Origin of the sequence: Pseudonocardia sp. KRD291, assembly GCF_019263595.1 — a bacterium.
Lineage (GTDB): Bacteria > Actinomycetota > Actinomycetes > Mycobacteriales > Pseudonocardiaceae > Pseudonocardia.
In genome coordinates, this window is the sequence record NZ_JADQDD010000024.1 from 1 (window position 1) to 25,594 (window position 25,594).

Genomic DNA, 25,594 nt, shown 5'->3' on the forward strand with positions numbered 1-25,594 from the left:
CCCCGGCCACCGCATCCCAGGCACCGACCGATCACCGCACCGAGGGAGCCCCGATGTTGATCCATGAAGCCCTGGCGAGATCCCGACAGCGGGAGGCCGAACGCGAGGCCCGGCAGTACCGCCGGGCCCGCACCCTGACCGCCGGACGACGGTGGGCCCGGCTCGCCGCATGGGCCCAGCGGCGGGCGCAGGCCGAACGCGACCGGGTCGCGCCCGGCTGACCCGGCCGGCCCCCGGCACAGGAACACACGAACACGACGACGCCCCACCCGAGGAGACCGGGCGGGGCGTCGTCGTGTGTCCGGGCGCCTACTCCCCGGCGGCGGGGATGCCTCCGTCGAAGAGCTCCGGCTGCCACGCGGCGACGATGTCGCGCAGCCGCACCCGGGCGTCGAGCTGGCAGAGGATGCCGAGGGTCCCCATCGTCACCCGGTGCACGAGCAGGAACTGCGGCGGCAGGTTCAGCTGCCGCGCCGTCGCCGCCTCCGGGTTGCGCAGGTCCCCGACGCGTTCGGCCTGGCTCTGGATCCACCGGCGGCTGAAGTGGAACTCCTCGGTCCGCAGCGGCTCGGTGAACGGGGCCAGGTAGCCCATCGCCTCCTCCGGGTCGAGGCGGCTGCCCTCGAGCACGAACCCGGCGTCGCGCATCAGCGTCATCAGATCGGCCGAGCGGTACTCCAGCGCGAACTTCGTCATCTGCACCAGCTCCCGCGGCATCCCGTCGGGCAGCCGCGCGACCGCGCCGAAGTCCAGGACCAACAGGCGGCCGTCGTCGAGGACTCCGAAGTTGCCCGGGTGCGGGTCGGAGTGCAGCAGGTGCGCCCGCGTGGGGGCCGAGTAGTGGAACTCGGCCAGCAGCGCGCCGGCGGCGTCGCGTTCGTCCCGGGTGCCGTCGCGGATGACCGAGGACAGCGGGCGCCCGGTGACCCACTCGCTGACCATCGCCTTGGGTGCCGACGCCACGACGCGGGGGACGACGACGTTCTCGTCGCCGTCGTAGATCGCGCCGAACTCACGCTGGTAGGCGGCCTCGTCGCGGTAGTCGAGCTCCTCCTCCATCCGGTTCTTGAGCTCGGTGATCAGCGGCTTGAGCTCCAGGCCGGGGGCGAGCGGCTGTAGCAGCCTGCTCATCCGGCCGAGCTGGCGCAGGTCCGAGCGCAGGGCCTCCTCCGCGCCCGGGTACTGGACCTTCACCGCGACCTCGCGGCCGTCGTGCCAGATCGCGCGGTGCACCTGCCCGATGCTGGCCGACGCGGCGGGGACGTCGTCGAAGTCCTGGAAGCGGGCGTGCCAGCCGCGGCCGAACTGCTCGGCGAGCATGTGGTGGACGTCGGCCCTGGGCATCGGCGGTGCGGCGGTCTGGAGCTTGACCAGCGCCTCCCGGTACGGCTCGGCGAACTCGTCCGGGATCGCCGCCTCGAACACGCTCAGCGCCTGGCCGAACTTCATGGCGCCGCCCTTGAGCTCGCCGAGCACCGCGAACAGCTGCTCGGCGCTCTTCGCGGCGAGCTGGGCCGAGATCTCGTCCCGGTCACCGCCGGTCAGGCGCCGTCCCCACCCCGCTGCCGCTCGTCCGGCGACGCCCAGGGGCAGGCCGGCGAGCTTGGCGGTGCGCGAAGCGGTCCGTCGGGGTATGTCGCTCACCCCCTGATTGTCTCCCGCCACGGGGCATGTCCGCACGCCGCACCCGCCGGACGGGCCCGATCGCCGGGTGCCGGCGCGGTGACCGGTACCGCAGCGCCGCACGGGCAACCGGGGTGCGCGGCCCACACGCGGGTGACGACGCCTGCCGTGTCGAGGTCCAGCTCGAGCGTCGCGTCCAGGCTCGGCGGCGGGGGCCCGCCGGTCGTCGGGCCGTCCAGGGCGAGCAACGCCTGCGCCGCGCCGAGGGCGGCGGTCGCGGCCAACACGCCGGGCTCCGCGGACCCGGTCCGGTCGGCCAGCGCTGCGGTGAGCGCGGGCCAACCCGGGTCGAGACCGGTCCGGTGCAGGTCGAGACAGCGCAGGCAGGCCGAACGGCCGGGCAGCACCAGCGGGCCGACGACGCCCCGCCCGTCGCGCACGCGCACCACCAGGTGCTCCACGGCGCGGCCGGTCAGGGCGTCGGCCTCGTCGAGCCGGCGGGCCTGGGCGTCGGTGAGCACCACCAGGTCCGGCGGGGTACGGCCGGGTGTGGCGGCGCGCGTCCCCGGCGCCGTCGCGGCGATCAGCTCCGCGGCGACCCGGGACCGGTCGCGACCCAGCGCCCGCGCGGGCAGCCCTGCGATGAGCAGATCGGGCGGCCCCACCGGCCCGGACGTCCGGGCGTGCACCGCCCCGACGCCGGCCCGCGACAGCGCGGCGGACACGGCGAGCGCCAGCGGGCCGTCCCCGCGGACCTGGACGTGGGAGCCGGCGCGGCGACGGGCGACCCGGTCCGGCGTCCGGGCGTCACGCAGGAGCCCGGCGCCGAGCAACGCCGCCAGCAGAGCGGTGCCCGTGCCCGGGTCCGCCCCGCGGCCGGCGGCGCGCCGGAGCAGGTCCGCGGTGTCCACCGGGGCGGGCCCCAGCTCGTCGAGCATCGCCGCGCCGGCCGGGCAGAGGTCCTCCAGGACCAGACCCCGCACCGGGTCGAGGCCCACCTGGCGGGAGTCCGGCCCGCGGACCAGGACGAACAGGTGCGGGGCGAGCACCACGCGGGCGGGCAGCCCCTCCGGTGCGCCCGGGTGCCACGGCGCCGGGTGCGACGACGCCGGGTGCGACGACGCCGGGCGCGGGACGGCGGAACGGGTCATCGCACGATCCTGCACACCGGCGTACGGATGCGGGCCGGATCCGTACGGCGCGTTCGCATCCGCACAGCCGCTACACCCCGGGGGAGGGCGGCCGCGCGGCGGCGGGCCTACCCTGAGGACATGGCCAGCCCCCCGGTCGTCGAGGTCCGCCGCAGTGCACGACGCCGCCGGATGGTCAGTGCCCGACGCGAGGGCGACACGGTCATCGTGTTCATCCCCGGCTGGATGAGCGAGCGCGAGGAGCACGACTGGGTCGCCGAGATGGTCCGGCGGCTGGAGCGCAGCGAGCGCAAGCGCCGTTCCCCGGGCCGTCGCGGCGACGACGCGCTGTTCCGCCGGGCCGCCGAGCTGTCCACCCGCTATCTGGAGGGCCGCGCCCGCCCGGTGTCGGTCCGCTGGGTGGCGCCGATGCGGACCCGGTGGGCCTCCTGCACCCCCGACGACGGCACCATCCGGGTCAGCGAGAGGCTGCGTGACGTGCCGGGCTGGGTCGTGGACTACGTGCTCGTCCACGAACTCGCGCACCTGCTCTCCGCGGCGCACGACGAGACGTTCTGGGCGTGGGTGCACCACTACCCGAAGGCCGAGCGGGCGATCGGGTACCTGGAGGGCCTCAGCGCCGCCGCGGCACTCGGGATGATCGGCGTCGACGGCGACGGCGCGGAGGACGGCGACGTGGACGCTCGCGGGGCCGTGGACGCGGGCGGTGCCGTGGACTCCGGAGCCGCCGACGAGCCGGACGCGCTCGCGGCAGGCTGAGCCCCCGGAGCCCCGGAGCCGCCGCGACCGGCCGGGGTCAGCTCGTCGAGGTGCCGGTGGAGCCGCCGGGGCCCTCGTCGTCGGGCTTGGAGTGGTCGGGCCGGGAGTCGTCGGGCCCGGAGTCGCCGCGCTCGTCACCGGTGGACGGGTCACCGGCCGCCTCGGCGTCGGCCCGCATCTGCTTCTCCAGCTCCGCGATCGGGTCGTCGGTCTCGAGGGAGCGGCGCACGAACGCGGCCGGGTCGTCCAGGTCGTCGGCCGACGGGATCAGGTCCGGGTGCGCCCAGACGGCGTCGCGGCCCGCGGCGCCGTGCTCCCGGCTGAGCAGCTGCCACAGCTCCGCGGCGGCCCGCAGCCGGCGCGGGCGCAGCTCCAGCCCGACGATCGTGGCGAAGGCCTGCTCGGCCGGCCCGCCCGAGGCACGACGGCGGCGCATCGTCTCGCGCAGCGCCTCCGCACCGGGCAGCCGCTCGCCCAGTGCCTCGGCGACCACGGCGTCCACCCACCCCTCGATCAGGGCGAGCAGCGTCTCCAGCCGCGCCAGCGCCGCCTTCTGCTCGGGGGTGTCCTCCGGCTCGAACATGCCCGAGGACATGGCCTCCTGGATCGAGGCCGGGTTGGACGGGTCGATGTTCTGGGCCAGCTCCTCGATCCGCGAGGTGTCCACGGTGATGCCGCGCGCGTACTCCTCGACCGTGCCCAACAGCCGCTCCCGGAGCCAGCCGACGTGCGCGAACAGCCGCTGGTGGGCGGCCTCGCGGGCGGCCAGGTAGAGCATGACCTCACCGGCCGGCAGGTCGAGCCCCTCGGTGAACGTGGCGATGGACTCGGGCAGCAGTGCCGCGGTGCGGTCCGGCCCGATCGGGATGCCCAGGTCGGTGGAGCTGAGCACCTCGGAGGCGAGCTGGGCCAAACCCTGGCCGAGCTGGGTGCCGAACGCCAGGCCACCCATCTGGCCGATCATCCCGAGCATCGGGCCGGCCTGCGCGCGGACCTCCTCGGGCAGGCCCTCCACCCAGGCACCGGAGATGCGGCGGGCGACCGGGTCGCACATCCGCTTCCAGGTCGGCATGCCCGCCTTGACCCAGTCGGTCGCCGTCCAGGCCACGACGTCGGTCGCGCCGGCCGGGAACTCGGTGGCCGGGTCCAGCCACATCTCGGCCAGCTTGAACGCCTCGACGACGGCCCTGCGCTGCTCGTCGGTCAGCGACGAGGTGGTCTGGGCGAGCTGCTGGGTCGCCATCTGCGCGGCCAGGTCGTAGTTGACCGGCCCGTCGTCGCCACCGGTCCCGGCGCTGCTGAGCATCTGGCCGAGCTGGCTGAGCATCTGGCCGAGCTGGCTGACGTCGAACCCGCCGGGTCCGCCTGCGCCGGGCATCCCCGGCATCCCGGGCATGCCCGGCATCCCCGGGAACGCGCCGAACCCGCCGGCCGGGTCGCCGGCGCCGGGCGGCAGCTTGCCGAACCCGAACGGGTCCTGCGGCCCCTCTCCCTGGTCGCCGCCACCGGTGTCCCCTCCGGAGGCGTCCCCGGACTCGCGCCGGCGGTCGTCACGGTCGCGGTCGCGGTCGGAGGGACCGAAGCCGAAGGGCACATCACTCATGAGACCCACCGTACGCGGGAGGCCATCCGCGTGTGGCCGCGCTCCGCCGCTGGTGGGCGCCTGTTCGCCGACAGCGTGACGCCGACCGTCAGGGGACGCGACGCGTCAGGAGCAGCCCCGCGGAACGCCCCCGGCCCGGAGCGTGTCCAGCGCCGTCACCGCGTCGCCGACCGTGCCCACGCGGGCCAGCTGCAGCCCGTCCGGGGCGTCGGAGGCGGCCTCGGCGCAGTTGTCCGCGGGCACCAGGAACGTCTGTGCCCCGACCTCGGAGGCCTTGAGCATCTTGAACCGGATGCCGCTGATCGGGCCGACGGTGCCCTCCGGGGTGATGGTGCCGGTGCCCGCGACGAACCGGCCGCCGGTGAGCTCGCCCGGCGTCAGCTTGTCGACCAGGGCGAGGGTGAACATGAGCCCGGCCGAGGGGCCGCCCACGTCGCCCAGCGTGATCGAGAGCCGATCGCCTGCGGCCGGCGCGGTGGCCGGGGTGATGCCGAGGAACGCCCGCGCCGGGTCCCCGGGGTAGCCGGACGGGGTGACGCTCACGTCCCGCACCGGGTCGTCACCCCGCTTGACGCGCAGCGCCAGCGGAACGCCCGGGCGGGCGGCCCGCAGCGTCTCCAGCAGCATCGGGACCGACGCGACCGGTCGGCCGGACACGGCGACGATCTGGTCGCCCTCGGCCAGCACGCCCGACGACGGCGAGCCGGGGGTGAGCGCGCCGACCGTCACCCGGGTCGGCATCTTCAGGAACGTCAGCGCCGCGGCCTCGGCGTTGGCCACCGAGCTGTCGAACTCCAGCTTGTTCTCCGAGGTGACCTGCTGCTCGGAGAGGTCCGGCGGGTACAGCGTGAACCGCGGGACGAGCTGGTGGTCGCCGGAGAACCACAGCCCCAGCGCCTGGAACGCGGTGATCCGGTCGGTGACCCCGACCGTGGTCATGTTCAGGTGCCCGGACGTCGGGTAGTTGGGCAGGCCGTCGGCGGAGACCACCGGCTTGCCCTCGACGACGCCGAGCGTGTCGAACGTCGGCCCCGGCCCGAGCGAGACCACCGGGGCGGGCACGACGGACCCGACGACGGCGATTCCCAGCAACAGCAGGAGCGCCGTCATCCACGACGAAGATCGAACGCCCACGATCGCACCCTACGGCCCGTCACCCGGACGGGCGTGCAGCGGCCGTCCGAAACCCGAATGCGGGGGATTCAACCGGGAACTCACGCGTTCTCCGTAGAGTTGTCGGCACAGTGGGACAACCGCGCCGTCGCTCCCCGCCGGCCGGTCGCCCGCTCCTGATTCCCGAAGTACTGGAGCGTGACCGTGTCCATGCGGCCCCCCGTGGGAGCGCCGTCGCTGTCCCGGCGTACCCGGATCCTGCTCATCGCGGCAGGTGTCCTGGTGGTTCTTCTGCTGGGTGGTTCCCGGCTGGTCAACTTCTATGTGGACTGGCTGTGGTTCGGCGAGGTCGGCTTCCGCAACGTCCTGACCACCAGACTGTTCACCCAGGTCGTGCAGTTCCTGGTGATCGCCCTGCTCGTCGGCGGCCTCGTCGCGCTGACGCTGTGGATCGCCTACCGGTTCCGGCCGGTCTTCGTACCGGTCTCCGGCCCCGAGGACCCGGTGGCCCGGTACCGCACAGTGATCATCCAGCGTCTGCGGCTGTTCGCCGTCGGCATCCCGGTCGCGATCGGCGTGATCGCCGGGCTGGCCGCGCAGGGCAGCTGGCAGACGGTGCAGATGTTCCTGCACTCCACGCCGTTCAACGTCGCGGACCCGGAGTTCGGCAACGACGTGTCGTTCTACGCGTTCACGCTGCCGTTCCTGCGCCTCGTGCTCACCTGGCTGTTCGTCTCGGTGGCGATCTGCTTCATCGTCGCGCTGGTCACGCACTATCTGTTCGGCGGCATCCGGCTCACCGGCCGCAGCGGGCAGATCTCGGCCGCCGCGCGCGCCCAGCTGGCCGTGCTGGCGGGTGTGTTCGTGCTGCTCAAGGCCGTCGGCTACTGGTTCGACCGGTACGACCTGCTGTTCTCCCAGCGCAACGCGAACTTCACCGGCGCCACCTACACCGACCTCAACGCCGTCCTCCCGGCGAAGATCATCCTGTTGATCATCTCGGTGATCTGCGCGGGCGCGTTCTTCGCCGCGGTGTTCCGGCGCAACCTGCAGATCCCGGCCGTCGCGCTGGTGATGCTCGTGATCTCCTCGATCCTGGTCGGCGCGGCCTGGCCCGCGGTGCTGCAGCAGTTCGTGGTGGCCCCGAACGCGAACGAGCGCGAGGCCCCGTCGATCCAGCGCAACATCGAGGCGACGCGGGCGGCGTTCGGGCTGACCCCGGACAAGGTCGACATCAAGGACTACAGCGGGACGTCGACGGCGACCCCGGCGCAGGTGCGCTCGGACACCGCGACGATCCCGAACATCCGGCTGCTCGACCCGGGCAAGCTGAACAAGACGTTCACCCAGCTCCAGCAGCGCCGGAACTTCTACGGCTTCACCCCGTCCCTGGACATCGACCGCTACACCGTCGGCGGCGAGACCCAGGACTACGTGATCGCGGCCCGCGAGCTGGACCAGAGTGCCCTGGTCGGCAACCAGACCGACTGGATCAACAAGCACCTCGTCTACACCCACGGCAACGGCATCGTGGCCGCACCGGCGAACCAGGTCAACGCGGCGCTGGAGGACACCGGCGGCCAGGGCGGCCTGCCGAACTTCACCGTGAGCGACACCTCGACCCAGGGCACGATCCCGGTGCGGCAGCCCCGGATCTACTACAGCGAGCTGCTCAACAACGAGTACTCGATCGTCGGGGCGGGACCCGGTGACGCGGCACGCGAGTACGACTCGGACACCCAGCAGTACACCTACGACGGCGCCGGCGGCGTGCCGATCGGCGGGCTGGGCAACCGGATGGCGTTCGCGCTGGCCTACGGCGAACGCAACATCCTGTTCAACAGCTCGATCAACGAGAACTCGCGGATCCTCTACAACCGCGACCCCTCGCAGCGGGTCCGGGACGTCGCCCCGTGGCTGACCGTGGACAACGACGCGTATCCGGCCGTCGTCGACGGCCGCGTGCAGTGGATCATCGACGGCTACACCACGCTGCAGAACTACCCGTACGCGGCGCAGGTCCCGCTGGGTGAGGCGACCGCGGACAGCCGGCTCGGCGCGCAGGGCCAGCAGGGCCCGAACGACAACATCAGCTACCTGCGCAACTCGGTGAAGGCGACCGTCGACGCCTACGACGGCAGCATCAAGCTCTACGCCTTCGACGAGACCGACCCGGTGCTGCAGACCTGGGAGAAGGCGTTCCCGGGATCGGTGACGCCCAAGTCCGAGATCAGCCCGTCCCTCAACGAGCACCTGCGCTACCCGGAGGACCAGTTCAAGGTCCAGCGCGAGCTGCTGACCCGCTACCACGTCAGTGACCCGGGGGAGTTCTTCTCGACCGTCTCGTTCTGGGACGTGCCCTCGGACCCGACGGTGCAGGGCAACACCGGTTCGGCGCAGGACGCCCAGCCGCCCTACTACGTCCTGGCCGGGTTGCCCGGGCAGCGCGAGGCGACGTTCCAGCTGACCAGCGCGCTGGTCAGCCTGCGACGGCAGTTCCTGGCGTCCTACATGTCGGTGGACTCGGACCCGGAGAACTACGGCAAGATCACCGTGCTGGAGCTGCCCAGTGAGACCCAGACGCTCGGCCCGCAACAGGTGCAGACCCAGTTCCTCGGCTCGCCGCAGGTGTCGCAGGAGCTGAACCTGCTGCGGCAGAACCAGACCACGATCGACTACGGGAACCTGCTGACGCTGCCGGTGGCCGGAGGGCTGCTCTACGTCGAGCCGGTCTACATCGAGCGGGCCGGGCAGGACTCGTCCTACCCGCAGCTGGCCCGCGTGCTGGTCAGCTACGGCGGGCAGGTCGGGTACAACCCGAGCCTGTCGGTGGCACTGGACCAGATCTTCGGGGCGGGGGCCGGTACCGCCGCGACCGGGACGACGCCGACCCCGGCGACGCCCGCGGCTCCGGGGACGCCGGCCACACCGGCGGCTCCGGGCGCCGCGAGCGCGGCCCAGGCGTCGGCGGCCACCGAGATCCGCGCGGCGCTCGACGAGCTCAAGGCCGCCCAGCGGGGCGGGGACTTCGCCAAGCAGGGTCAGGCGCTCGCGGCGCTCGACGCCGCGGTCGCGAAGTTCCAGTCCGCCGGCGGCTGACCGGCACGGGGTGCCCGGGGACGCGTTCCCCGGGCACCCCCCGCGCCCGGTGCGAGATAGCGGGCGTGTAGAGTCAGCGGTACAACGAAATACAGAAACACGGCGCGGGGTGGAGCAGCTCGGTAGCTCGCTGGGCTCATAACCCAGAGGTCGTAGGTTCGAATCCTACCCCCGCTACTCATCGCGAAGGCCCCCGGAGAGATCCGGGGGCCTTCGTCGTTCTTGCCGGTCCTTTCGCGCGGCCCCGGGGTCGCCGGCGTGGCCGCCTCGGCAGGCGTTCCGGGCGGCCCCGGTGAACGTGGGGGGTCCGTGTCGTGTCCGCGGGGAGGTCGCGTAGTATCGGTTCTACCGACGCGGGGTGGAGCAGCTCGGTAGCTCGCTGGGCTCATAACCCAGAGGTCGTAGGTTCGAATCCTACCCCCGCTACTCGTCGAAGGGCCCCGGACCAGCTGGTCCGGGGCCCTTCGTGCGTCGTGCTGCTACGACGTCGCCGGGCGCACCTCGAGCACGCGGAAGCCCCGGTCGGACGTGAGCCGGCTCGTCGGGAAGCCCTGCTCGTCGAGCCAGCGGGCCAGCGAGTCCGAGCCGAGGTTCTTCGACACCACCAGGTACGCGACGCCGTCCGGGGACAGGCGCGGCAGCCAGCGCAGCAGCATCTCGTGCAGCGCGGCCTTGCCGGAGCGGATCGGCGGGTTGGAGTAGATCCCGGCGAACGTGACGTCGTCGGGCACCTCGTCCGGGCGGCAGACGGTGACGTTGCCCAGGCCCGCCGATTCCGCGTTCGCCCGGGTCAGGCCGAGTGCCCGGTCGTTGAGGTCGATCGCCCACACCGGGAGCCTGCGCCGCCGGGTGGCCAGGGTCAGCGCGATCGGCCCGTACCCGCAACCCAGGTCGAGCATCGGACCGCGGGTCCCGGGCATCGGGGCGGACTCGAGCAGGACCTTCGTGCCGCGGTCCACCCGGCCCTGGGAGAACACCCCGGAGTCGGTCGCCAGCGTCAGATCGACGCCTGCGCCGATGCTCGTTCCGTCTGCGCCCCGCTCGGCGGTGTGGAGGCGGACCGTGCCGGGCCGACTCGGTGCCGTCGGATCGGCGGTGAAGTAGTGGTCCTGCACGCGCACGGATCCTACGGCGCGCATCATGGACACCATGAGCGAGTCCGCGAGGCAGTCCCCGGCACGGGGTGCAGCACCGATCATGGACGTGCCGATCGACTCGGAGCCCATCCGGATCGGCCAGTTCCTCAAGCTCGCCGGGCTGGCCGAGGACGGCGGGCACGCCCGCGAGCTGCTCGAGTCCGGCGATGTGACCCTCAACGGCCGTCCGGAGAACCGCCGCGGCGCGCAGCTAAAGGCCGGCGACGTCGTCGCGGTCGCCGGGACCCGGGTCCGCCCGACCGTCGGCTGAGCATCCCCGCGGGCCCGTCACCGGATCCCGCGATCGGGTCTCGAAGGGCCCCCTCGCTCACCGGAGCGTCCCGAGGGGCCCCCTCGCGGCGCGGGGGCGCCGGTGAGCAGAGCTCACCAGCCCAGTGTCGTCTCCAGGTGCCGGGCCAGGGTCGGGGCCAGGGACGCCGTGAACGTGGACGTCAGGTGGTTGTCGTCCATGTAGACGAGCACGTTGCCGACCTCGCTCGGGCAGGAGCGCGCGTCGCAGAGGTGGTCGGCCATGTCCACGAACGAGACGTTCGGCGGCACGTCGGGCAGCGTCGAGTAGCTCGGCATGGCCGGGTAGACGCTCTCGCGCTCGAGCCCGCACACGTCGGCGAGACGACCGTTGTCGCTCACGCAGTCCGGGACCGAGAAGCCGGGACGCGGGTTGTCCCGCAGCGCGACGACCGGGATGCCCGCGTCGTGCATCCGCCACCACTGCCCGACGAACCCGGGTGGGGTCTGCTCGGTCTGCCCGGGGCGGACGTCGCGGCTGGCCAGGGTGACGACGGCGTCCGGCTGCTGCTCGGCGAGTTCGTCGGCGGCCAGGGAGTTCCAGGCGGTGCAGCTCTCGTCGGCCGGGTCGACCTCGGAGGCGGTGGAGAACGGGCAGGCCCCGCGGAACATCACCACGAGCTCCCAGTTGCGCTGGGCCGCGAGCGGGATCAGGGCGCCGGTGTACTGCTGGGCGTGCGAGTCCCCGACGACCGCGACGGTGCGCTCCGGCGGCCCGTCACCGGGCGAGGGGATCCGGCAGACCTCGAGATCCGGGCGTTGCGGTGAGGGGCCGCAGAGCCAGGTGCCGGTCCGGTAGCTCCAGTCGTCGCCCGCCTGCACCAGCGAGGGCAGCAGCGGGGCGTCGTCGACGTCGGCGCCGGCGAAGCTGAACGACGGGTCCAGCGCGCCGGCGCCGGGGTGCGCCGGCGAGCCGACGTCGACGCCCGGCTCGGCGCGGACCGTCGCCACGCCCTGCCAGAGGCTGCAGGTCAGCAGCACGGTGCCGGCCAGCGCGAGACCCGTGCGCAGCGCGACCCGTGGACGGGCCCGCTGCAGCGGTTGCTCGACGAAGCGGTGGGTGAGCACGGCCAGCACCAGTGCCGCTGCGATCACCACGAGCCCGCCGAGGAGCCCGGGGTGCGGCCGCCCGGTCAGCACGAGCGTGAGAACCAGGATCGGCCAGTGCCAGAGGTAGAGCGGGAAGCTGATGTCGCCGAGGCGGTGCAGCAGGGGTGTGACCAGCATCCGGTCCGCGCCCCAGCGGTGCCCGGTCCGCCCGGCCGTCAGGACCAGGGCGGCGGCCATGGTCGGCCAGAGCGCCACCCAGCCCGGGAACGCCCGGTCCACCTGGAGCAGGAACCCGCAGGAGACCAGGGCCGCGATCCCGGCCCAGCCGAGCGCGACCCGGGTCCGGGTCCCCATCAGCGGGCTCGCCTCGATCCGGTCGATCCACAGGGCGAGCAGCCCGCCGAGGGCGAACTCCCAGACCCGGGTCAGCGAGTGGAAGTAGGCCAGCGGCTGGTCGGCGGCCGTGAGCAGCACCGAGAACACCAACGACGCCGCGCCGACGCCGAGCAGGACGACGGACAGGGTGCGGTGCAGGCCCCGGGAGTCCCGGCGGGCGACGACCGCGACGAGCGCCACCAGCAGCGGCCACACCAGGTAGAACTGGCCCTGCACCGAGAGCGACCAGAAGTGCTGCGCGATCCCGGCCGCGTCGTTCTGCGCGGCGTAGTCGACCGCATCCGCGGCGAGCTGCCAGTTCTGCAGGAACAGCGTCGAGGTGACGAGCTCGCGGACGGTCGGCAGCCAGCGGCTCTCCGGCAGCAGCAGCGCCCCGGCGGCCGCACTGGCCAGCAGCACCACCCCGGCCGCGGGCAGCAGCCGGGAGAGCTGACGCGACCACGTCGCCCGCAGGTCCACCCGCCCGCGGCGCGCCGACCGGTAGAGGCCCCCGGTCACCAGGAACCCGCTGATCAGGAAGAACACGTCCACGCCACCGGAGACCCGGTCGAACCAGACGTGGTAGACGACGACCAGCCCGACGGCCAGCGCCCGCAGGCCCTGCAGCTCCGGCCGGTACCGGGTCCGCCGGCCGGCGTCGGTGGTGGCGGGTGCTCCGGTCCCGGGCGAGGTCACGAGGCCGAGCTCCTTCCCGTCCGTCCGGTCCGGACATACGACAGCGGCCGGCAGGAGACCTGCCGGCCGCTGGACGAACCGCTGCACGCGTATGAACCGCGAGTACTCCCTGAGGTCGCGGCCACGAGGTGGCCGCCGGACCTCAGTATCCCATGTACCCGCCGCTGGAGCTGCTGCGCCCACCCGCGGCGAGGGTCTCCTCGCCGTACCGGTCGACCATGTAGCGGACGCCCGCGGTGATGTTCGCGACCGGGTCGGTGACCGACTCGCTCGCGAAGTCCGGGTGCACGTAGCGCTTGAACGTGGCCGGGATGACCTGCATCAGGCCCTCGGAGTGGTTGCCCGCGGCGGCGTTGGAGTCCCAGTCGTTGATGGCGTCCGGGTCCCCGTTGGACTCCTTGAGGATGATCCGCTTGAGGCCGGTCGCGTAGGACTGCGGCATGCCCATGTGGTCGAGCGCCTCGGCGATCCAGCCGTCGAGCCCGCCGGCGGCGATCGTCGAGTCGAGCTCCTGGCGGGCGGCGGCCTTCTTCGCCTCGGCCGCGGCGGCCTTCTCGTGCTCCGCGGCGATCTTCTCGGCGATCTTGCCGGCCTTGTCCAGCGAGGCGACGTCCACATCGGACGCCGTCGCGTGCGCGGCACCGGCCTGGTGCGTGGCGGCGGGCGTCGTGTCGAACGCGACGGGGCTGAAGTAGCCCGACGGGCTGCCGTCGGTCGAGGTGGTCGACGAGGCGATCGGCGCCGACTGCGAGGCGAGCATCGTCGCCTTCGTGACGTCCGGGGCGGCGTCGGCCTCGGTGTTCCCGCCGACGGTCGTCGGGATCACCGCGGCGAAGGCACCCGAGGCGACGACGCCGAACGCGGCACCGGCCGCGGCGGTCGTCGTGCCGACCCGGCGCGCGGCCGAGGCGGGGGTGCTCGAGTGCCGCGCGGGGGAGCGGACGGAGCGGGTGTCGGTCGGGGCCGACTGCGGAACCATGGTCGTGCTGTAGCCGCCGGGGGAGCGGTGTGCAGGCAAGGGAACGCCCTTTCGCGATCACGGACGGCGCCGTACGAGCGGCCGGGTCGGGGGTCCCGGGTCAGCCGGTCGGGGAAGTCCGGCTGCTGCCCGCTCGTGATCGGGCCGTGATGACCCGGAGGACCCTACGGCCAGGCGTTGATCACGACAAGCACCGGGGGTACCCGTCGGCGCGTCGGGCACACCGTTCACCGAGATATTGATCTTGAGGGTGGATGGCGGTGCTCGCGGCCAGCGGTACCGATCCTCGTCGGACGGTCGTTTCCGCAGCTCAGGGCCATTGTTTCGGTGTCCGGGCGCGACGCCGGCAAGATCATCGCGCCGCACGACAGGTCCGCGCGGGGACCCTCGAGGGCCCGATGGCGACGCCGAATCGCCGGTAACCTGACTCTGGCTTCAGGGTTGTCGAGCGAGGGCGGGGTATGGACTCCAACGATCTTCTGACCATCGGCGAGGTGGTCGATCGCAGCGGCTTCCCGCACTCGGCGCTGCGCTACTACGAGCGCGAGGGACTGATCTCGGCGACCCGCACCTCCGGGGGGCAGCGCCGCTACCGGCGAAGCCAGCTGCGTCGGCTCGCGTTCGTCCGCGCGGCGCGTTCGATCGGGATCGGTCTCGACGAGGTGCGGACCGCGTTGCAGGGACTGCCCGACGAACGCACCCCGACCAAGGCCGACTGGGGCCGGCTGTCGAAGACCTGGCGGGCCCGGCTCGACGAGCAGGTCGAGGCGCTGGTGGCCCTGCGCGACGGGCTCGACGGCTGCATCGGCTGCGGCTGCCTGTCCATGACGAAGTGCCGCCTGATCAACCCGGGCGACGTGGTCGCCGCGGAGGGGGACGGGGCGCGCGCACTGCCCGCCGCCCTGCGCCGTCCCCCGGTGCACGGCCGCTGACCCGTCCGGTTCCGCGCCACGGCCGCCGACCCGCCCCGGCGCCGCGGGCGAACTCCCGGTGACATCGGTCCGGACGCCGACCGCGGCACCCGGCGCCCGCCTAGGCTGGCGCCGTGACCGACGTCGAGCAGGACCGCTGGCTGCAGTTCGACGGGCTCTCCAACGCCCGTGACATCGGAGGGTTGCCGCTCGAGGGCGGCGGCCACGTCCGGCCGGGGGTGCTGCTGCGCACCGAGGCCCTGGAGTACCTCAGCCCCGGCGACGTGCGCCGGCTGCTCGACGTCTACGGCGTCGTGCAGGTGCTGGATCTGCGCACCGACGACGAGCGGGTCCGCTACGGCCGCGGTGAGCTGTTCACCGCGGGCGTCGAGACGCACCTGCTCAGCTTCATCCCGGAGGAGGGCCGGGCCCTGCCGGAGGTGGACGAGGACCTGGACCCGATGGTCCGCAACTACCTGGCCTACCTCGACGACCGGGGGCCGAACGTCGTGGAGGGCGTCCGCCGGGTCGCCGGGCTCACCGACGGCGCGACGATCGTGCACTGCGCCGCGGGCAAGGACCGCACCGGCGTGCTGGTCGCACTCGTCGAGTCCGTGGCCGGGGTCCCGCGCTCCGACGTCGTCGCCGACTACGCGCTGTCCGCGGTCCGGATCGAGGAGATGTTCCGCCGCTGGACCAGATCCTCCGGCGAGGCGATGCCCGAGGACGACGAGATCGACCGGCACCGCCCGCGTGCCGAGGTGATGCGCCGGTTCCTCGACCTGCTCGACGAGCGCCACGGCGGACCGGTGGCCTGGTTGCAGGCCCACGGCCTCACCGACGACGAGCGCGACCGGCTCCGGGACCGCCTGCGCGGGGAGTGAGCGCCGCGCAGGCCCGGGGCGGGACCCCTACGGGAGCTCCTCGATGAACACCGCGGAGTCGAGCTTGCGCAGGGCGCCGGGATCCCCGGTGACGGCGGGCCACCCGCGCCGGCGGGCCGTGCTCACGACCTGGCCGGTGACGATGTCGTCCTGCCCGGACGCGGCCATCAGCAGCCCGGCCTCCTGAGCCGTGGTCGGGTCCAGCTCGTGGATCACGGTGTTCGGCAGCCCGAGCAGGACCTGCAGGGCCGCGTGGTGCTCGGGCTCGAGAACGGACCAGGCGCGCCCGAGCGCGGCGCTGGGGATGGCGAGCACGATGTTCTGCTCGACAGCGGCCCAGACGAGGGCACGCACGTAGACCGGGCGACCGGTGGCGAACGCCGCCAACGCTGAGGAGTCGAGTACCCGTCCGCCGATCATCGCCGGGTCAGCCGACGGCCACGGGCGAGACCGAACACAGCGACCGCCTGGCCGCGTCCAGCTCGTCCGATGGCGGCGGGCCCCCGTAGAGGTGCGCCAGCGTGGCCAGTGAACGGTCCCGGTCCTGCCGGGACTGGACCGCCTCGGCGACGTAAGCGGACAGGCTCGCCGCCGACCCGCGTGAGACCGCGTCCCGTGCCTCGGCCACCAGGTCGGCCGGCAGGGTGACCGTCACCCGTTCACTGCGCATACCCAAATGCTACCGCGCGCATACCGGGTCCGCTCGGGACACGAGACATCCGTTCGGGTCCGATGCATGTTACCGGCCGGTATGCAAGGCTGGGTGCATCCCCCGGGCCCGGCTCACCTGTCCGCCGGCGGCCCGGCGACGTTGGCGCGAGGGAGCCCGTAGAGATGGACCTGACCTTTACCGCGGCCGAGGAGGAGTTCCGCAGCGAGCTCCGTTCCTGGCTGTCGGCGAACATCCCCGACGAGTGGAACCGCCCGGGCTTCTGGGAGTCCCTCGACGACGACGAGAGCTTCCGGTTGCGCCGGGACTGGGAGCGCGACAAGGCGCTCGCCGGGTTCGCCGGAATCCAGTGGCCGACCGAGTTCGGCGGCCGCGGCGGCACACCCGGCATGAAGGCGATCTACGACGAGGAGACCGTCCGGGCCCAGGCCCCGCGCACGGTCAACCCGCTCGGCCTGACCTTCCTCGCCCCGACCGTGATGGCCATCGGCACGGACGCGCAGCGCAAGGAGATCATCGGCCCGATGCTGCGCAACGAGGTGATCTGGTGCCAGGGCTTCTCCGAGCCCGGCGCCGGCTCCGACCTCGCCGCGCTGACCACCAAGGGTGTCCGCGACGGCGACGACTTCGTCGTCAACGGCCAGAAGGTGTGGACGACCAACGCCGTGCACGGCGACAAGATCTTCACCATGGTCCGCACCGAGGCCGGCAGCGAGAAGCACCGCGGCATCTCGATGCTGCTGATCGACATGGACCAGCCCGGGGTGGACGCCCGTCCGCTCAAGCAGATGAGCGGCGCGAGCGAGTTCGGCGAGGTCTTCTTCTCCGACGCCCGCGTCCCGGCCGCCGACTGTCTCGGCGAGATCGGTGACGGCTGGCGGACGGCGATGCTGCTGCTCTCGTTCGAGCGCGGCGCGTCCGGCATCTCGCAGTACACCGAGTTCCGCCGCCAGTACGACGAGATCGCCGAGGTGGCACGCAAGCTGGGCCGCGACACCGACCCGGTGGTCCGGAACAAGCTGGCCCGGGTGCTCACCGAGCTGGAGTGCCTGAGGCTGCACTCGATGCACGTGCTCACCCAGACCGAGCAGGGCAAGGACCTGGGCTTCGAGGCGTCGATGACGAAGCTGCAGTGGTCCGAGGCGTTCCAGGACCTCTGGGAGGTCTACGACGACATCCTGGGCGAGGACGCCACCTTGGACACGCTCGGCGATCTGGACCTGCGCCCGCTGCACGCGCAGGCCATGTGGTCCCGCTCGGTCACCATCTGGGGCGGCTCGTCCCAGGTCCAGCGCAACATCACCGCCGAGCGCGTGCTCGGCCTGCCGCGGTAGGGAGGGGCTAGGAGAATGTTCTTCGCACTCACCGACGACCAGCGGGAGTTCGACGCCGCGGTCCGCGGGTACCTCGCCGAGCGCTTCGACCTCGAGGCCGTGCGCGGCGTCGTGGAGGACGCCGACGGCAACGGGCACCCGGACTCGTTGTGGAAGGCCGCCGCCGAGCAGGGCTGGCTGGCCGTGCTCGTCCCGGAGGAGCACGAGGGCCTGGGCCTCGGCCTGGTGGAGGCGCAGGTGATCGCCCGCGCGCTGGGCGCCGGCGCCGCACCCGGCCCGTGGCGGGGCACCGTCCTGGCCGCCGAGGCGATCCGCCTCGCCGGCTCGGACGAGCAGAAGGCGCGGTGGCTGCCGAAGCTCTCCGCAGGCGAGGCCGTCGGCGCGTTCTCGCTGCGCGGCACCGCGCCCGGGGCCCTGCCGGCCGTCGAGTACGGCAACGTCGCCGACGTCGTCGTGGTCCGCACCGCGGACGGCCTCGGCCTGTCGACGTCGTTCACCGCGACCCCGGTCGGCTCGTTCGACGGCACCAGCCGGGTCGCGACGCTGCAGGTCGACGACGTGGAGCCGCTGCCCGGGAGTACCGCCGAGGTGCTGCGCCAGCTCACCGACCGGGCCACCGTGCTCGTCGCGGCCGACCTGGTCGGGATCGCCCGCGAGGCCGTCTCGCGGACCGTGGCCTACGACCGGGAGCGCCAGCAGTTCGGCGTGCCGGTCGGCTCGTTCCAGGCGATCAAGCACGCGATGGCCGACCTGCACGTCGGGGTCACGATGGCCGAGCACGCGGCGCTCTACGCCGCGTACGCGGTCGACGCCGGCACCGACGACGCCGACCTCGCGGTCGCCGTGGCCAAGGCCAAGTGCAGCGAGGTGGCCCTGCAGGCGACCGCCGCGATGATCCAGTACCACGGCGGCATCGGCTACACCTGGGAGCACGAGGCGCACTTCTTCTACAAGCGCGCCAAGCGCCTCGCCGGCCAGTTCGGCGACGTGGACGCCCAGCGCGAACGGATCGCCGCCCTCACGATCTGAGGACCCGCGGGCCCGCACCCCGTCCGTCCAGCCGCACCCCGTGCAGCAGGTGCGGATGGCCGGACGGGGTGCGGATCCGGGCGGAGGTCCACCCGGCGGACCGACGGGGAGCCGGTACCCGGTCCTGAGCGGACGAAACGCATTGTTCCCGCAGGTCGTGAGCTGATCTTGCCGGGTGCACTGTGGATGCGGGACTGCCCGCGACGTGCGACGGTGAGCCGATGCCAGCCACACCCGTCAACTCCACCGCCGCCGCTCTGCTCGGTCTGCTGCACGGAGGCCCGATGACCGGTGGGCAGCTCGTGTCGGCGGCGGGGGAGCGGTTCGGACTGTTCTTCTCGGTCACCCGCAGCCAGGTCTACCGGGAGCTGCCGGTGCTGACCGAGGAGGGCCTGCTGCGTCTGGGCAAGCAGGGCCCGCGCGCGTCGCAGGCATACGTGATCACCGCTGCCGGCAAGCGCGCGTTCAAGGGCTGGCTCTCCGAGGGCGGGGACGCCGAGGCGGTGCGCAGCCCGCTGGTCCTGCGCCTGCTCCACGCCGGGTCGCTGACGGTCAAGCAGCGCTCGGAGCTGCTGCGCAGCTCGCGCGAGGCCTACACCGAGCGGCTCGCCCAGGCCCGGGCCGCGGCGAAGCAGACCGAGGACCCCTACGGCCGTCCGGTCGCGGACTTCGCCGTGGCGCACACCCGCGCCATGATCAAGCTGATCGACGCGGTGCCGGCGGAGTGACGCGAGCTCCGCGTCGGGGTTTCCGCATCCGGTCGGGAGCGCCCGCGTAGGCTGAAACGCTGTGAACCCCGACGTCCAGGCCGATATCAAGGATCTCGACGGCACGCTGTCCAGCATCGAGGCCGTCGCCGACGTGCCCGCGCTGCGCCAGGAGATCGACGAGCTCTCCGAGCAGGCCGGGCGCCCCGATCTCTGGGACGACGTCGAGGCGGCACAGAAGATCACCAGCCGGCTCGCGCACGCCCAGGGAGACCTGCGCAGGCTCGACGACCTGCGCGGACGCCTCGACGACCTCCCGGTGCTCTACGAGCTGGCCGAGGAGGAGGACGACGGCTCCGCCACCTCCGACGCCGATGCCGAGCGTGCCCGGCTGCGCCGCGAGATCGCCTCGTTGGAGGTCCGCACGCTGCTGTCCGGCGAGTACGACCAGCGCGAGGCGCTGGTGACGATCCGCGCCGAGGCGGGGGGCGTGGACGCCGCCGACTTCGCCGAGATGCTGCTGCGGATGTACCTGCGCTGGGCCGAACGCCACAACTACGGCACCGACGTCTACGACACGTCCTACGCCGAGGAGGCCGGCATCAAGTCGGCCACGTTCGCGGTGCACGCCCCGTACGCCTACGGGACGCTCTCGGTCGAGCAGGGCACGCACCGGCTCGTCCGGATCTCGCCGTTCGACAACCAGGGCCGCCGCCAGACCTCGTTCGCCGGGGTCGAGGTGGCGCCGGTGGTCGAGACGACCGACCACGTCGAGATCGACGAGAAGGAGCTGCGCGTCGACGTCTACCGGTCGTCGGGGCCCGGCGGGCAGGGCGTCAACACGACCGACTCCGCGGTGCGCCTGACCCACATCCCCACCGGGATCGTCGTGTCGTGCCAGAACGAGCGCTCGCAGCTGCAGAACAAGGCCAGCGCGATGATGGTGCTGCAGGCCAAGCTCCTCGCCCGCAAGAAGCAGGAGGAGCAGGCGCTGATGGACTCGCTCAAGGACGGCGGCTCGTCCTGGGGCAACCAGATGCGCAACTACGTGCTGCACCCCTACCAGCAGGTCAAGGACCTGCGCACCGGGCTGGAGCAGAACAACCCGACCCAGGTGCTCGACGGCGAGATCGACGACTTCGTCGAGGCCGGTATCCGCTGGCGCATGCAGGCCCCCGACGCGTGAGCCAGATCCTCTCCGGCCGCGCCGGCGTCGTCGCGGGCCTGCTCTGCGCGGTCCTGGTGACGGGCGCCTGCGACGCGGCCCCGGCCCCGAACCCGCCGGCGTCGCCGTCCGGTGCTCCGGTGCCGGCCGGCCCGCCGGTGGCCGCCGAGAGCCCCGAGCAGGTCGTCGGGAACGCCGCCGTGGCCACGACGCGGGCCGGCTCGGCGCGCACGGTGCTGCTCGCCGAGACCGCCGTCGGGACGGTGCGGGCCACCGGCCCGGTGCGGTTCGCGCCGTTCGCCGCCGATCTCACGGCCACCGTCGGCACCCGCGAGGTCGCGCTGCGCGCCGTGGACGGGACGTCCTGGGCCCGGTTCGGAACGCGCTGGCAGCAGCTCTCCCCGGGCCTGCTCCCGGTCGGGGCGGTGTCCGGGGCGTTGCGCTCGGCGACCGGCCTGTCCGGGGTGAGCGAGGTCGGCCCGGAGCAGGTCGGTGACGTCGCCACGACCCGCTACCGCGGCACCGTCGACCTCGCCGCCGTGCCCGCCCCGGAGCCGACCGCGAAGGCCGAGCTGGGCGAGCTCGCCGCGCTGGCCTCCCCGACCCCGGAGATCGACGTCTGGGTCGGCCCGGACGGGCGGATCGTGCAGCTGCGCACCGGCTCGGTCGCGACCCCCGGGACGCGCGCCGCCGACGCCCCGACCCCCGGAGCGATCACCGTGACCCTGTCCGACCTCGGCGTCCCGGTCGAGGTCACCCCACCCCCCACGGGCTGACCGCCGCCCCGCTCGGAACGCGCACGGAACCGGCTCCCGCGCGTGCCGTGACGCGCGCAGGAGCACCGACCCGTGCGCGTTCGGGGCCTCAGGCCCGGGTTTCGGGGAAGTCCGTGTCCAGGGCGACCTTCTCCCACTGCGCCAGTTCCGACAGGCGGCCTTCCAGCGACTCCCGGATCCGGCGGACCGCGGCGGCGCCCATCGGCAGCCGCAACGGCGGGTCCGGGTGCTCGACGACGGCGACGATCGCCTCGGCCGCCCGCTGCGGGTCCCCGGGCTGGGCGCCGTGCTGGCCGGGCATCGACTCCCGCAGCCGTCCGGCCGGGGTGTCGCGGTAGGCCTCGATCGCCGGCGCGGCCTGCATGGACCGGCCCGCGAACTCGGTCCGGAACGGGCCGGGCTCGACGAGCGTCACCCGGATCCCGAACGGCGCCACCTCACCGGCCAGCGCGCTCGAGAGCCCCTCCAGGCCGAACTTCGACATCGCGTAGGCCGCGTGGCCGGGGTTGCCGATCACCCCTCCGACCGAGGACATCTGCACGACGTGCCCGCGCCCGCGAGTCCGCATGTGTGGCAGGACCGCCCGGGTGACCGAGTGCACGCCGAGCAGGTTGACCGCGAGGAGCGACGCCACGTCGTCGGTGGAGAGCTCCTCGACGGCGCCGAGGTGACCGTGTCCGGCGTTGTTGACCAGGACGTCGACGCCGTCCGGTGCCCACGCCTCGGCGTCGCTCACGGCCTGCTCGACCTCGTCGTGGTCGGTGACGTCGAGCCGCAGCCGCAGCAGGCGGTCGTCCGGGCCGTCGAGGTCGGACGGCCTGCGGGCGGTGGCGACCACCCGGTCGCCGTGTGCCAGGGCGGTGGTGACGATGACCCGTCCGAACCCGGCGGACGCGCCGGTGACGAACCAGGTCCGGGGCTGCGCAGCACTCATGGCTCCACACTGGCCCACGTCCGGTGGGGATGCGACGGCGCGGGCGCGTCGTGACCGGCTGTGAACCGGTGGCGGCGGTAGGTTGCCGAGCGTGATCGAGCTGCGCGACGTCACCAAGCTGTACCCGGCGTCGAGCCGGCCTGCCCTGGACAAGGTCACGGCCACGGTGGACGACGGCGAGTTCGTCTTCCTGATCGGACCGTCCGGTTCGGGCAAGTCGACGCTGCTGCGGTTGCTGCTGCGCGAGGACCGGCCGACCGGCGGCACGATCTCGGTGGGCGGGATGGCGCTGGCCGGGCTCCCGCGGCGCAAGGTCCCGAAGCTGCGCCAGCGGATCGGCTGCGTGTTCCAGGACTTCCGGCTGCTGGCCAACCGCAGCGTCGCCGGCAACGTGGCGTTCGCGCTCGAGGTGCTCGGCAAGCGGCCCGCCGAGATCCGCCGCGACGTCCCGGAGCTGCTCGCGCTGGTCGGGCTGGAGGGCAAGGCCGAGCGGATGCCGCACGAGCTCTCCGGCGGCGAGCAGCAGCGGGTCGCGATCGCGCGGGCGTCGGTGAACCGGCCGCCACTGCTGCTGGCCGACGAGCCCACCGGCAACCTCGACCCGGAGACCAGCCGCGGCATCATGGCGCTGCTGGAACGGATCAACCGCGGAGGCACCACGGTCGTGATGGCCACCCACGACGACACGATCGTCGACGCGATGCGCCGGCGGGTGATCGAGCTGCACGACGGCACGGTGGCCCGCGACGAGGCCCGCGCGGTGTACGGGGCCGGTCGCTGATGCGCGCCGCACTGCTGTCCCGCGAGGTCTCCTCCGGCCTGCGGCGCAACATCACGATGACGGTCGCGATGGTGCTGACCACGGCCGTCTCGCTGCTGTCGGTCGGCGCGGGGCTGCTGATCGTGCGCACGATCGACGACATCGGCGCGCTCTACACAGACCGCCTGGAGATCCAGGTCGCGCTGACCCAGGACACGTCGTCGAACGACCCGGACTGCACCGGCCCGATCTGCTTCCGGCTCAGGAACGTCCTCGAGTCCACGCCCGGGGTCGGGGAGGTGCGCTTCGAGAGCCAGCAGGAGGCCTACACCCGGTTCAAGGAGCTCTTCGCCGGCCAGAGCGTCGCCGACGTCGCCCGCCCGCAGTCGCTGCCCTCGACGCTGCGGGTGCAGCTCACCGACCAGGCCGCAGGACCGGACGCGGTGCGCGCCGCGGTGGCTAACCAGGTCGGCGTCCGGGAGATCATCGACCAGCGTGACGTCGTGGCGAAGCTGTTCGACTTCCTCGGCGGGGTGCGCAACGTCGCGTTCGCGCTGGCCCTGGTGCAGGCCGTCGCTGCGGTGCTGCTGATCTCCAACACGGTGCAGGTCTCCGCGTTCACCCGGCGCACCGAGGTGGGCGTGATGCGTCTGGTCGGCGCCACCCGCTGGACCACCCAGCTGCCGTTCCTGGTCGAGGCCACCGTGGCCGGGCTCATCGGCGGCGCGCTCGCCGGGGTGGGCCTGCTGGCCGGCAAGTTCCTCGTCGTCGACGACCTGCTGGGCGCGATCGCGCAGAGCAACGTGATCCCGCCGGTGCAGCTCACCGACGTCCTGCTGACCTCGGCCCTGCTCGTCCCGGTCGGCGGCGTCGTCGCAGGTCTGACCGGCTACGTGACCCTCCGGCTCTACGTCAAGGTCTGAGCGTGAATGCGGTGGCGCGTCGCGGGTAGGCTGGACCGGTGAAGGAAAAGGGCCGGAAGGTGATCGTGCAGAACCGCCGGGCCCGGCACGACTTCGCGATCCTGGACGTCTACGAGGCCGGGGTCGCGCTGAAGGGCACCGAGGTGAAGAGCCTCCGCCTCGGCCGGGCCTCGATGGCGGACGCGTTCGCGACCGTCGACGAGGGCGAGGTGTGGCTGCGTGGCCTGCACGTCCCGGAGTACACACAGGGCAGCTGGACCAACCACGAGCCGCGGCGCACCCGCAAGCTGCTGCTGCACAAGGGCGAGATCGAGCGGCTGATCGGCAAGATCCGCGAGGGCGGGCTCACCCTCGTCCCGCTGGCGCTGTACTTCAGCGACGGCAAGGTCAAGTGCGAGATCGCGCTCGCACGGGGCAAGAAGAGCTTCGACAAGCGCCACGACCTGGCCAAGCGCGACGCCGACCGGGACATCCAGCGCGCCATCGGCCGCGCCGCGAAGGGTCGCGCCCGCAGTCTGCGCTGAGCCGCGCCCGCAGCTGTGCCCATGGCATGCACCGAACCCCGGCCGCCCGGCTACGGTGACCGGCGTGGATCTCCCCGCGCCCCCGGTCTCGGACGACGACGTCCCCCGCTGGACCGCCGAGCTGGGCCTGCCCGGTCTCGTCGACACGCACGTGCACTTCCTGCCCGAGCGGATGCTGGCCAAGGTCTGGGACTACTTCGACCACGCGTGCGAGCACTACGGGCGTGCCTGGCCGGTGCACTACCGGCTGCCCGAGAACGAGCGCCTGCGCCACCTCGAGCGGATGGGCGTGACACGGTTCGCGCCGCTGACCTACCCGCACAAGCCCGGCATGGCCCGCTGGCTCACCGGGTGGGCCGCCGAGTTCTCCCGGCGCAACCCGTCCGCCGTCCGGACGGCCACCCTGTTCCCGGAGCCGGACGTGACCGAGTACCTCGGCGAGGCCGTCGAGGGCGGTGCCCGGATGGTGAAGGTGCACGTGCAGGTCGGCGGGTTCGACCCGCGCGACGAGCTGCTGGCCCCGGCCTGGGGCCTGCTCGCCGACGCCGGGGTGCCGGCCATCGTGCACTGCGGCAACGGCCCGATCCCGGGCCGGCACACCGGGCTCGACATCTTCGGCGACGTGCTCGACGCGCACCCCCGCCTCAAGGTCGTGCTCGCCCACGCCGGTCTGCCGGACTACACGGCCGCGCTGGAGCTGATGCGCCGCCACGAGAACCTGATGATCGACACGACGATGGTCGGGACGCCGTTCAGCGAGGACATGGCGCCGTTGCCGGCGGACTGGCCGGCGAGCCTGGTCGAGTTCGCCGATCGGGTGGTCCTGGGCACCGACTTCCCGAACATCCCCTACGCCTACGTCGAGCAGCTCGTCGCGATCCACGGCTGGGCGGCCGCCGACGACCGCCTGGGACTGCCGTTCCTGCGCTCGGTCCTGCACGACACCCCGGCCGCGGTGCTCGGGGTCCGAGACACCCGGGGCGCGCCCGAGACCGAACCGGGATGATCCGCGGGCCCGGAGGCGTTACTCTGGTACGACCGCCCGGTGACGGGTGGCCGGAGAAAGATCCAGCACAGCAGGACC

24 protein-coding genes, 2 tRNA genes and 1 pseudogene are annotated in these 25,594 nt (G+C 73.1%); 17 read left to right on the plus strand and 10 right to left on the minus strand.

From position 1 onward, the window contains the following. A pseudogene (locus I4I78_RS05960) lies at positions 1 to 221 on the plus strand (hypothetical protein); the annotation flags it as partial. An 88-nt stretch (positions 222 to 309) separates the two neighbouring features. On the opposite strand, the gene I4I78_RS05965 reads toward I4I78_RS05960, so the two are convergent. Together I4I78_RS05965 and I4I78_RS05970 are read right to left on the minus strand one after the other, a co-directional pair. Next, a complete protein-coding gene (locus tag I4I78_RS05965) occupies positions 310 to 1,644 on the minus strand; it encodes an AarF/ABC1/UbiB kinase family protein (protein ID WP_218610182.1) in 1,335 nt (444 codons plus the stop codon). Next, complete coding sequence (locus I4I78_RS05970) at positions 1,641 to 2,774, minus strand: TOMM precursor leader peptide-binding protein (protein ID WP_218610183.1); 1,134 nt, start codon at positions 2,772 to 2,774, stop codon at positions 1,641 to 1,643. The genes I4I78_RS05965 and I4I78_RS05970 overlap by 4 nt, the downstream gene beginning before the upstream one ends. A gap of 120 nt (positions 2,775 to 2,894) precedes the next feature. On the opposite strand from I4I78_RS05970, the gene I4I78_RS05975 reads away from it, so the two are divergent. Next, entirely contained in the window at positions 2,895 to 3,533 is a 639-nt protein-coding gene (locus I4I78_RS05975; RefSeq protein ID WP_308251929.1) for a YgjP-like metallopeptidase domain-containing protein, read from the plus strand. A gap of 37 nt (positions 3,534 to 3,570) precedes the next feature. Here the strand turns inward: I4I78_RS05975 and I4I78_RS05980 are convergent, their stop codons facing one another. Beyond that, positions 3,571 to 5,136 carry a zinc-dependent metalloprotease gene (locus I4I78_RS05980; RefSeq protein WP_218610184.1) on the minus strand — a complete coding sequence of 522 codons (1,566 nt, stop codon included), beginning with the start codon at positions 5,134 to 5,136 and terminating at the stop codon, positions 3,571 to 3,573. 105 nt (positions 5,137 to 5,241) lie between these two features. Further along, a complete protein-coding gene (locus I4I78_RS05985) occupies positions 5,242 to 6,246 on the minus strand; it encodes a PDZ domain-containing protein (protein ID WP_226379184.1) in 1,005 nt (334 codons plus the stop codon). 213 nt (positions 6,247 to 6,459) lie between these two features. Here I4I78_RS05985 and I4I78_RS05990 point away from each other — a divergent pair, with 213 nt between their 5' ends. The 3 genes from I4I78_RS05990 to I4I78_RS06000 all read left to right on the plus strand — a co-directional run bounded on the left by I4I78_RS05990 (position 6,460) and on the right by I4I78_RS06000 (position 9,774). Further along, on the plus strand, positions 6,460 to 9,348 hold the full coding sequence (locus I4I78_RS05990; RefSeq protein ID WP_218610186.1) for a UPF0182 family protein: 2,889 nt from the start codon (positions 6,460 to 6,462) through the stop codon (positions 9,346 to 9,348). 103 nt (positions 9,349 to 9,451) lie between these two features. Then, positions 9,452 to 9,525: transfer RNA gene (locus I4I78_RS05995), tRNA-Met, on the plus strand. Positions 9,526 to 9,700: 175 nt separating this feature from the next. Beyond that, positions 9,701 to 9,774: transfer RNA gene (locus I4I78_RS06000), tRNA-Met, on the plus strand. A 53-nt stretch (positions 9,775 to 9,827) separates the two neighbouring features. Here I4I78_RS06000 and I4I78_RS06005 read toward each other — a convergent pair. Beyond that, positions 9,828 to 10,463, minus strand: coding sequence for a class I SAM-dependent methyltransferase (locus I4I78_RS06005; RefSeq protein ID WP_218610187.1), 636 nt, complete (start codon positions 10,461 to 10,463; stop codon positions 9,828 to 9,830). A 34-nt stretch (positions 10,464 to 10,497) separates the two neighbouring features. Here I4I78_RS06005 and I4I78_RS06010 point away from each other — a divergent pair, with 34 nt between their 5' ends. Beyond that, positions 10,498 to 10,755, plus strand: a complete 258-nt coding sequence (locus I4I78_RS06010; protein ID WP_226379185.1) for an RNA-binding S4 domain-containing protein — start codon at positions 10,498 to 10,500, stop codon at positions 10,753 to 10,755. 113 nt (positions 10,756 to 10,868) lie between these two features. Here I4I78_RS06010 and I4I78_RS06015 read toward each other — a convergent pair whose 3' ends face one another. Both I4I78_RS06015 and I4I78_RS06020 read right to left on the minus strand, forming a co-directional pair. Next, complete coding sequence (locus I4I78_RS06015; protein WP_218610188.1) at positions 10,869 to 12,914, minus strand: acyltransferase family protein; 2,046 nt, start codon at positions 12,912 to 12,914, stop codon at positions 10,869 to 10,871. Positions 12,915 to 13,056: 142 nt separating this feature from the next. After that, a complete protein-coding gene (locus tag I4I78_RS06020) occupies positions 13,057 to 13,893 on the minus strand; it encodes a transglycosylase SLT domain-containing protein (RefSeq protein ID WP_218610189.1) in 837 nt (278 codons plus the stop codon). Positions 13,894 to 14,354: 461 nt separating this feature from the next. On the opposite strand from I4I78_RS06020, the gene soxR reads away from it, so the two are divergent. Together soxR and I4I78_RS06030 are read left to right on the plus strand one after the other, a co-directional pair. Continuing rightward, positions 14,355 to 14,825, plus strand: a complete 471-nt coding sequence (gene soxR, locus I4I78_RS06025) for a redox-sensitive transcriptional activator SoxR (protein WP_218610190.1) — start codon at positions 14,355 to 14,357, stop codon at positions 14,823 to 14,825. Between the two features lie 113 nt (positions 14,826 to 14,938). After that, entirely contained in the window at positions 14,939 to 15,688 is a 750-nt protein-coding gene (locus tag I4I78_RS06030; RefSeq protein ID WP_218610191.1) for a tyrosine-protein phosphatase, read from the plus strand. Between the two features lie 27 nt (positions 15,689 to 15,715). Here the strand turns inward: I4I78_RS06030 and I4I78_RS06035 are convergent, their stop codons facing one another. Both I4I78_RS06035 and I4I78_RS06040 read right to left on the minus strand, forming a co-directional pair. Beyond that, the gene (locus I4I78_RS06035) at positions 15,716 to 16,108 is read right to left on the minus strand and encodes a hypothetical protein (RefSeq protein WP_218610192.1); all 393 of its coding nucleotides are present in this window, start codon (positions 16,106 to 16,108) and stop codon (positions 15,716 to 15,718) included. A gap of 7 nt (positions 16,109 to 16,115) precedes the next feature. Continuing rightward, the gene (locus tag I4I78_RS06040) at positions 16,116 to 16,358 is read right to left on the minus strand and encodes a ribbon-helix-helix domain-containing protein (RefSeq protein WP_218610193.1); all 243 of its coding nucleotides are present in this window, start codon (positions 16,356 to 16,358) and stop codon (positions 16,116 to 16,118) included. A 164-nt stretch (positions 16,359 to 16,522) separates the two neighbouring features. Between I4I78_RS06040 and I4I78_RS06045 the strand changes: the two genes are divergently transcribed. The 5 genes from I4I78_RS06045 to I4I78_RS06065 all read left to right on the plus strand — a co-directional run bounded on the left by I4I78_RS06045 (position 16,523) and on the right by I4I78_RS06065 (position 21,369). Then, a complete protein-coding gene (locus tag I4I78_RS06045) occupies positions 16,523 to 17,692 on the plus strand; it encodes an acyl-CoA dehydrogenase family protein (protein WP_218610194.1) in 1,170 nt (389 codons plus the stop codon). Positions 17,693 to 17,707: 15 nt separating this feature from the next. Beyond that, entirely contained in the window at positions 17,708 to 18,721 is a 1,014-nt protein-coding gene (locus I4I78_RS06050; protein ID WP_218610195.1) for an acyl-CoA dehydrogenase family protein, read from the plus strand. A 221-nt stretch (positions 18,722 to 18,942) separates the two neighbouring features. Continuing rightward, entirely contained in the window at positions 18,943 to 19,449 is a 507-nt protein-coding gene (locus I4I78_RS06055; RefSeq protein ID WP_218610196.1) for a PadR family transcriptional regulator, read from the plus strand. A 61-nt stretch (positions 19,450 to 19,510) separates the two neighbouring features. Then, positions 19,511 to 20,614, plus strand: coding sequence for a peptide chain release factor 2 (gene prfB, locus I4I78_RS06060; protein WP_218610197.1), 1,104 nt, complete (start codon positions 19,511 to 19,513; stop codon positions 20,612 to 20,614). Continuing rightward, a complete protein-coding gene (locus I4I78_RS06065) occupies positions 20,611 to 21,369 on the plus strand; it encodes a hypothetical protein (RefSeq protein WP_218610198.1) in 759 nt (252 codons plus the stop codon). Before prfB ends, I4I78_RS06065 begins: the two co-directional genes overlap by 4 nt. An 88-nt stretch (positions 21,370 to 21,457) precedes the next feature. On the opposite strand, the gene I4I78_RS06070 is transcribed toward I4I78_RS06065, so the two are convergent. Continuing rightward, positions 21,458 to 22,303, minus strand: a complete 846-nt coding sequence (locus tag I4I78_RS06070; protein ID WP_218610199.1) for an SDR family NAD(P)-dependent oxidoreductase — start codon at positions 22,301 to 22,303, stop codon at positions 21,458 to 21,460. A 91-nt stretch (positions 22,304 to 22,394) separates the two neighbouring features. Between I4I78_RS06070 and ftsE the strand changes: the two genes are divergently transcribed. The 4 genes from ftsE to I4I78_RS06090 all read left to right on the plus strand — a co-directional run bounded on the left by ftsE (position 22,395) and on the right by I4I78_RS06090 (position 25,516). After that, positions 22,395 to 23,084, plus strand: a complete 690-nt coding sequence (ftsE, locus tag I4I78_RS06075) for a cell division ATP-binding protein FtsE (RefSeq protein WP_218610200.1) — start codon at positions 22,395 to 22,397, stop codon at positions 23,082 to 23,084. Continuing rightward, complete coding sequence (gene ftsX, locus I4I78_RS06080) at positions 23,084 to 23,986, plus strand: permease-like cell division protein FtsX (protein WP_218610201.1); 903 nt, start codon at positions 23,084 to 23,086, stop codon at positions 23,984 to 23,986. Before ftsE ends, ftsX begins: the two co-directional genes overlap by 1 nt. Positions 23,987 to 24,024: 38 nt before the next feature. Next, positions 24,025 to 24,510, plus strand: a complete 486-nt coding sequence (gene smpB / locus I4I78_RS06085; protein WP_218610202.1) for an SsrA-binding protein SmpB — start codon at positions 24,025 to 24,027, stop codon at positions 24,508 to 24,510. A 64-nt stretch (positions 24,511 to 24,574) separates the two neighbouring features. Beyond that, positions 24,575 to 25,516 carry an amidohydrolase family protein gene (locus I4I78_RS06090; RefSeq protein WP_308251930.1) on the plus strand — a complete coding sequence of 314 codons (942 nt, stop codon included), beginning with the start codon at positions 24,575 to 24,577 and terminating at the stop codon, positions 25,514 to 25,516. The last annotated feature ends 78 nt before the right edge of the window (positions 25,517 to 25,594 follow it).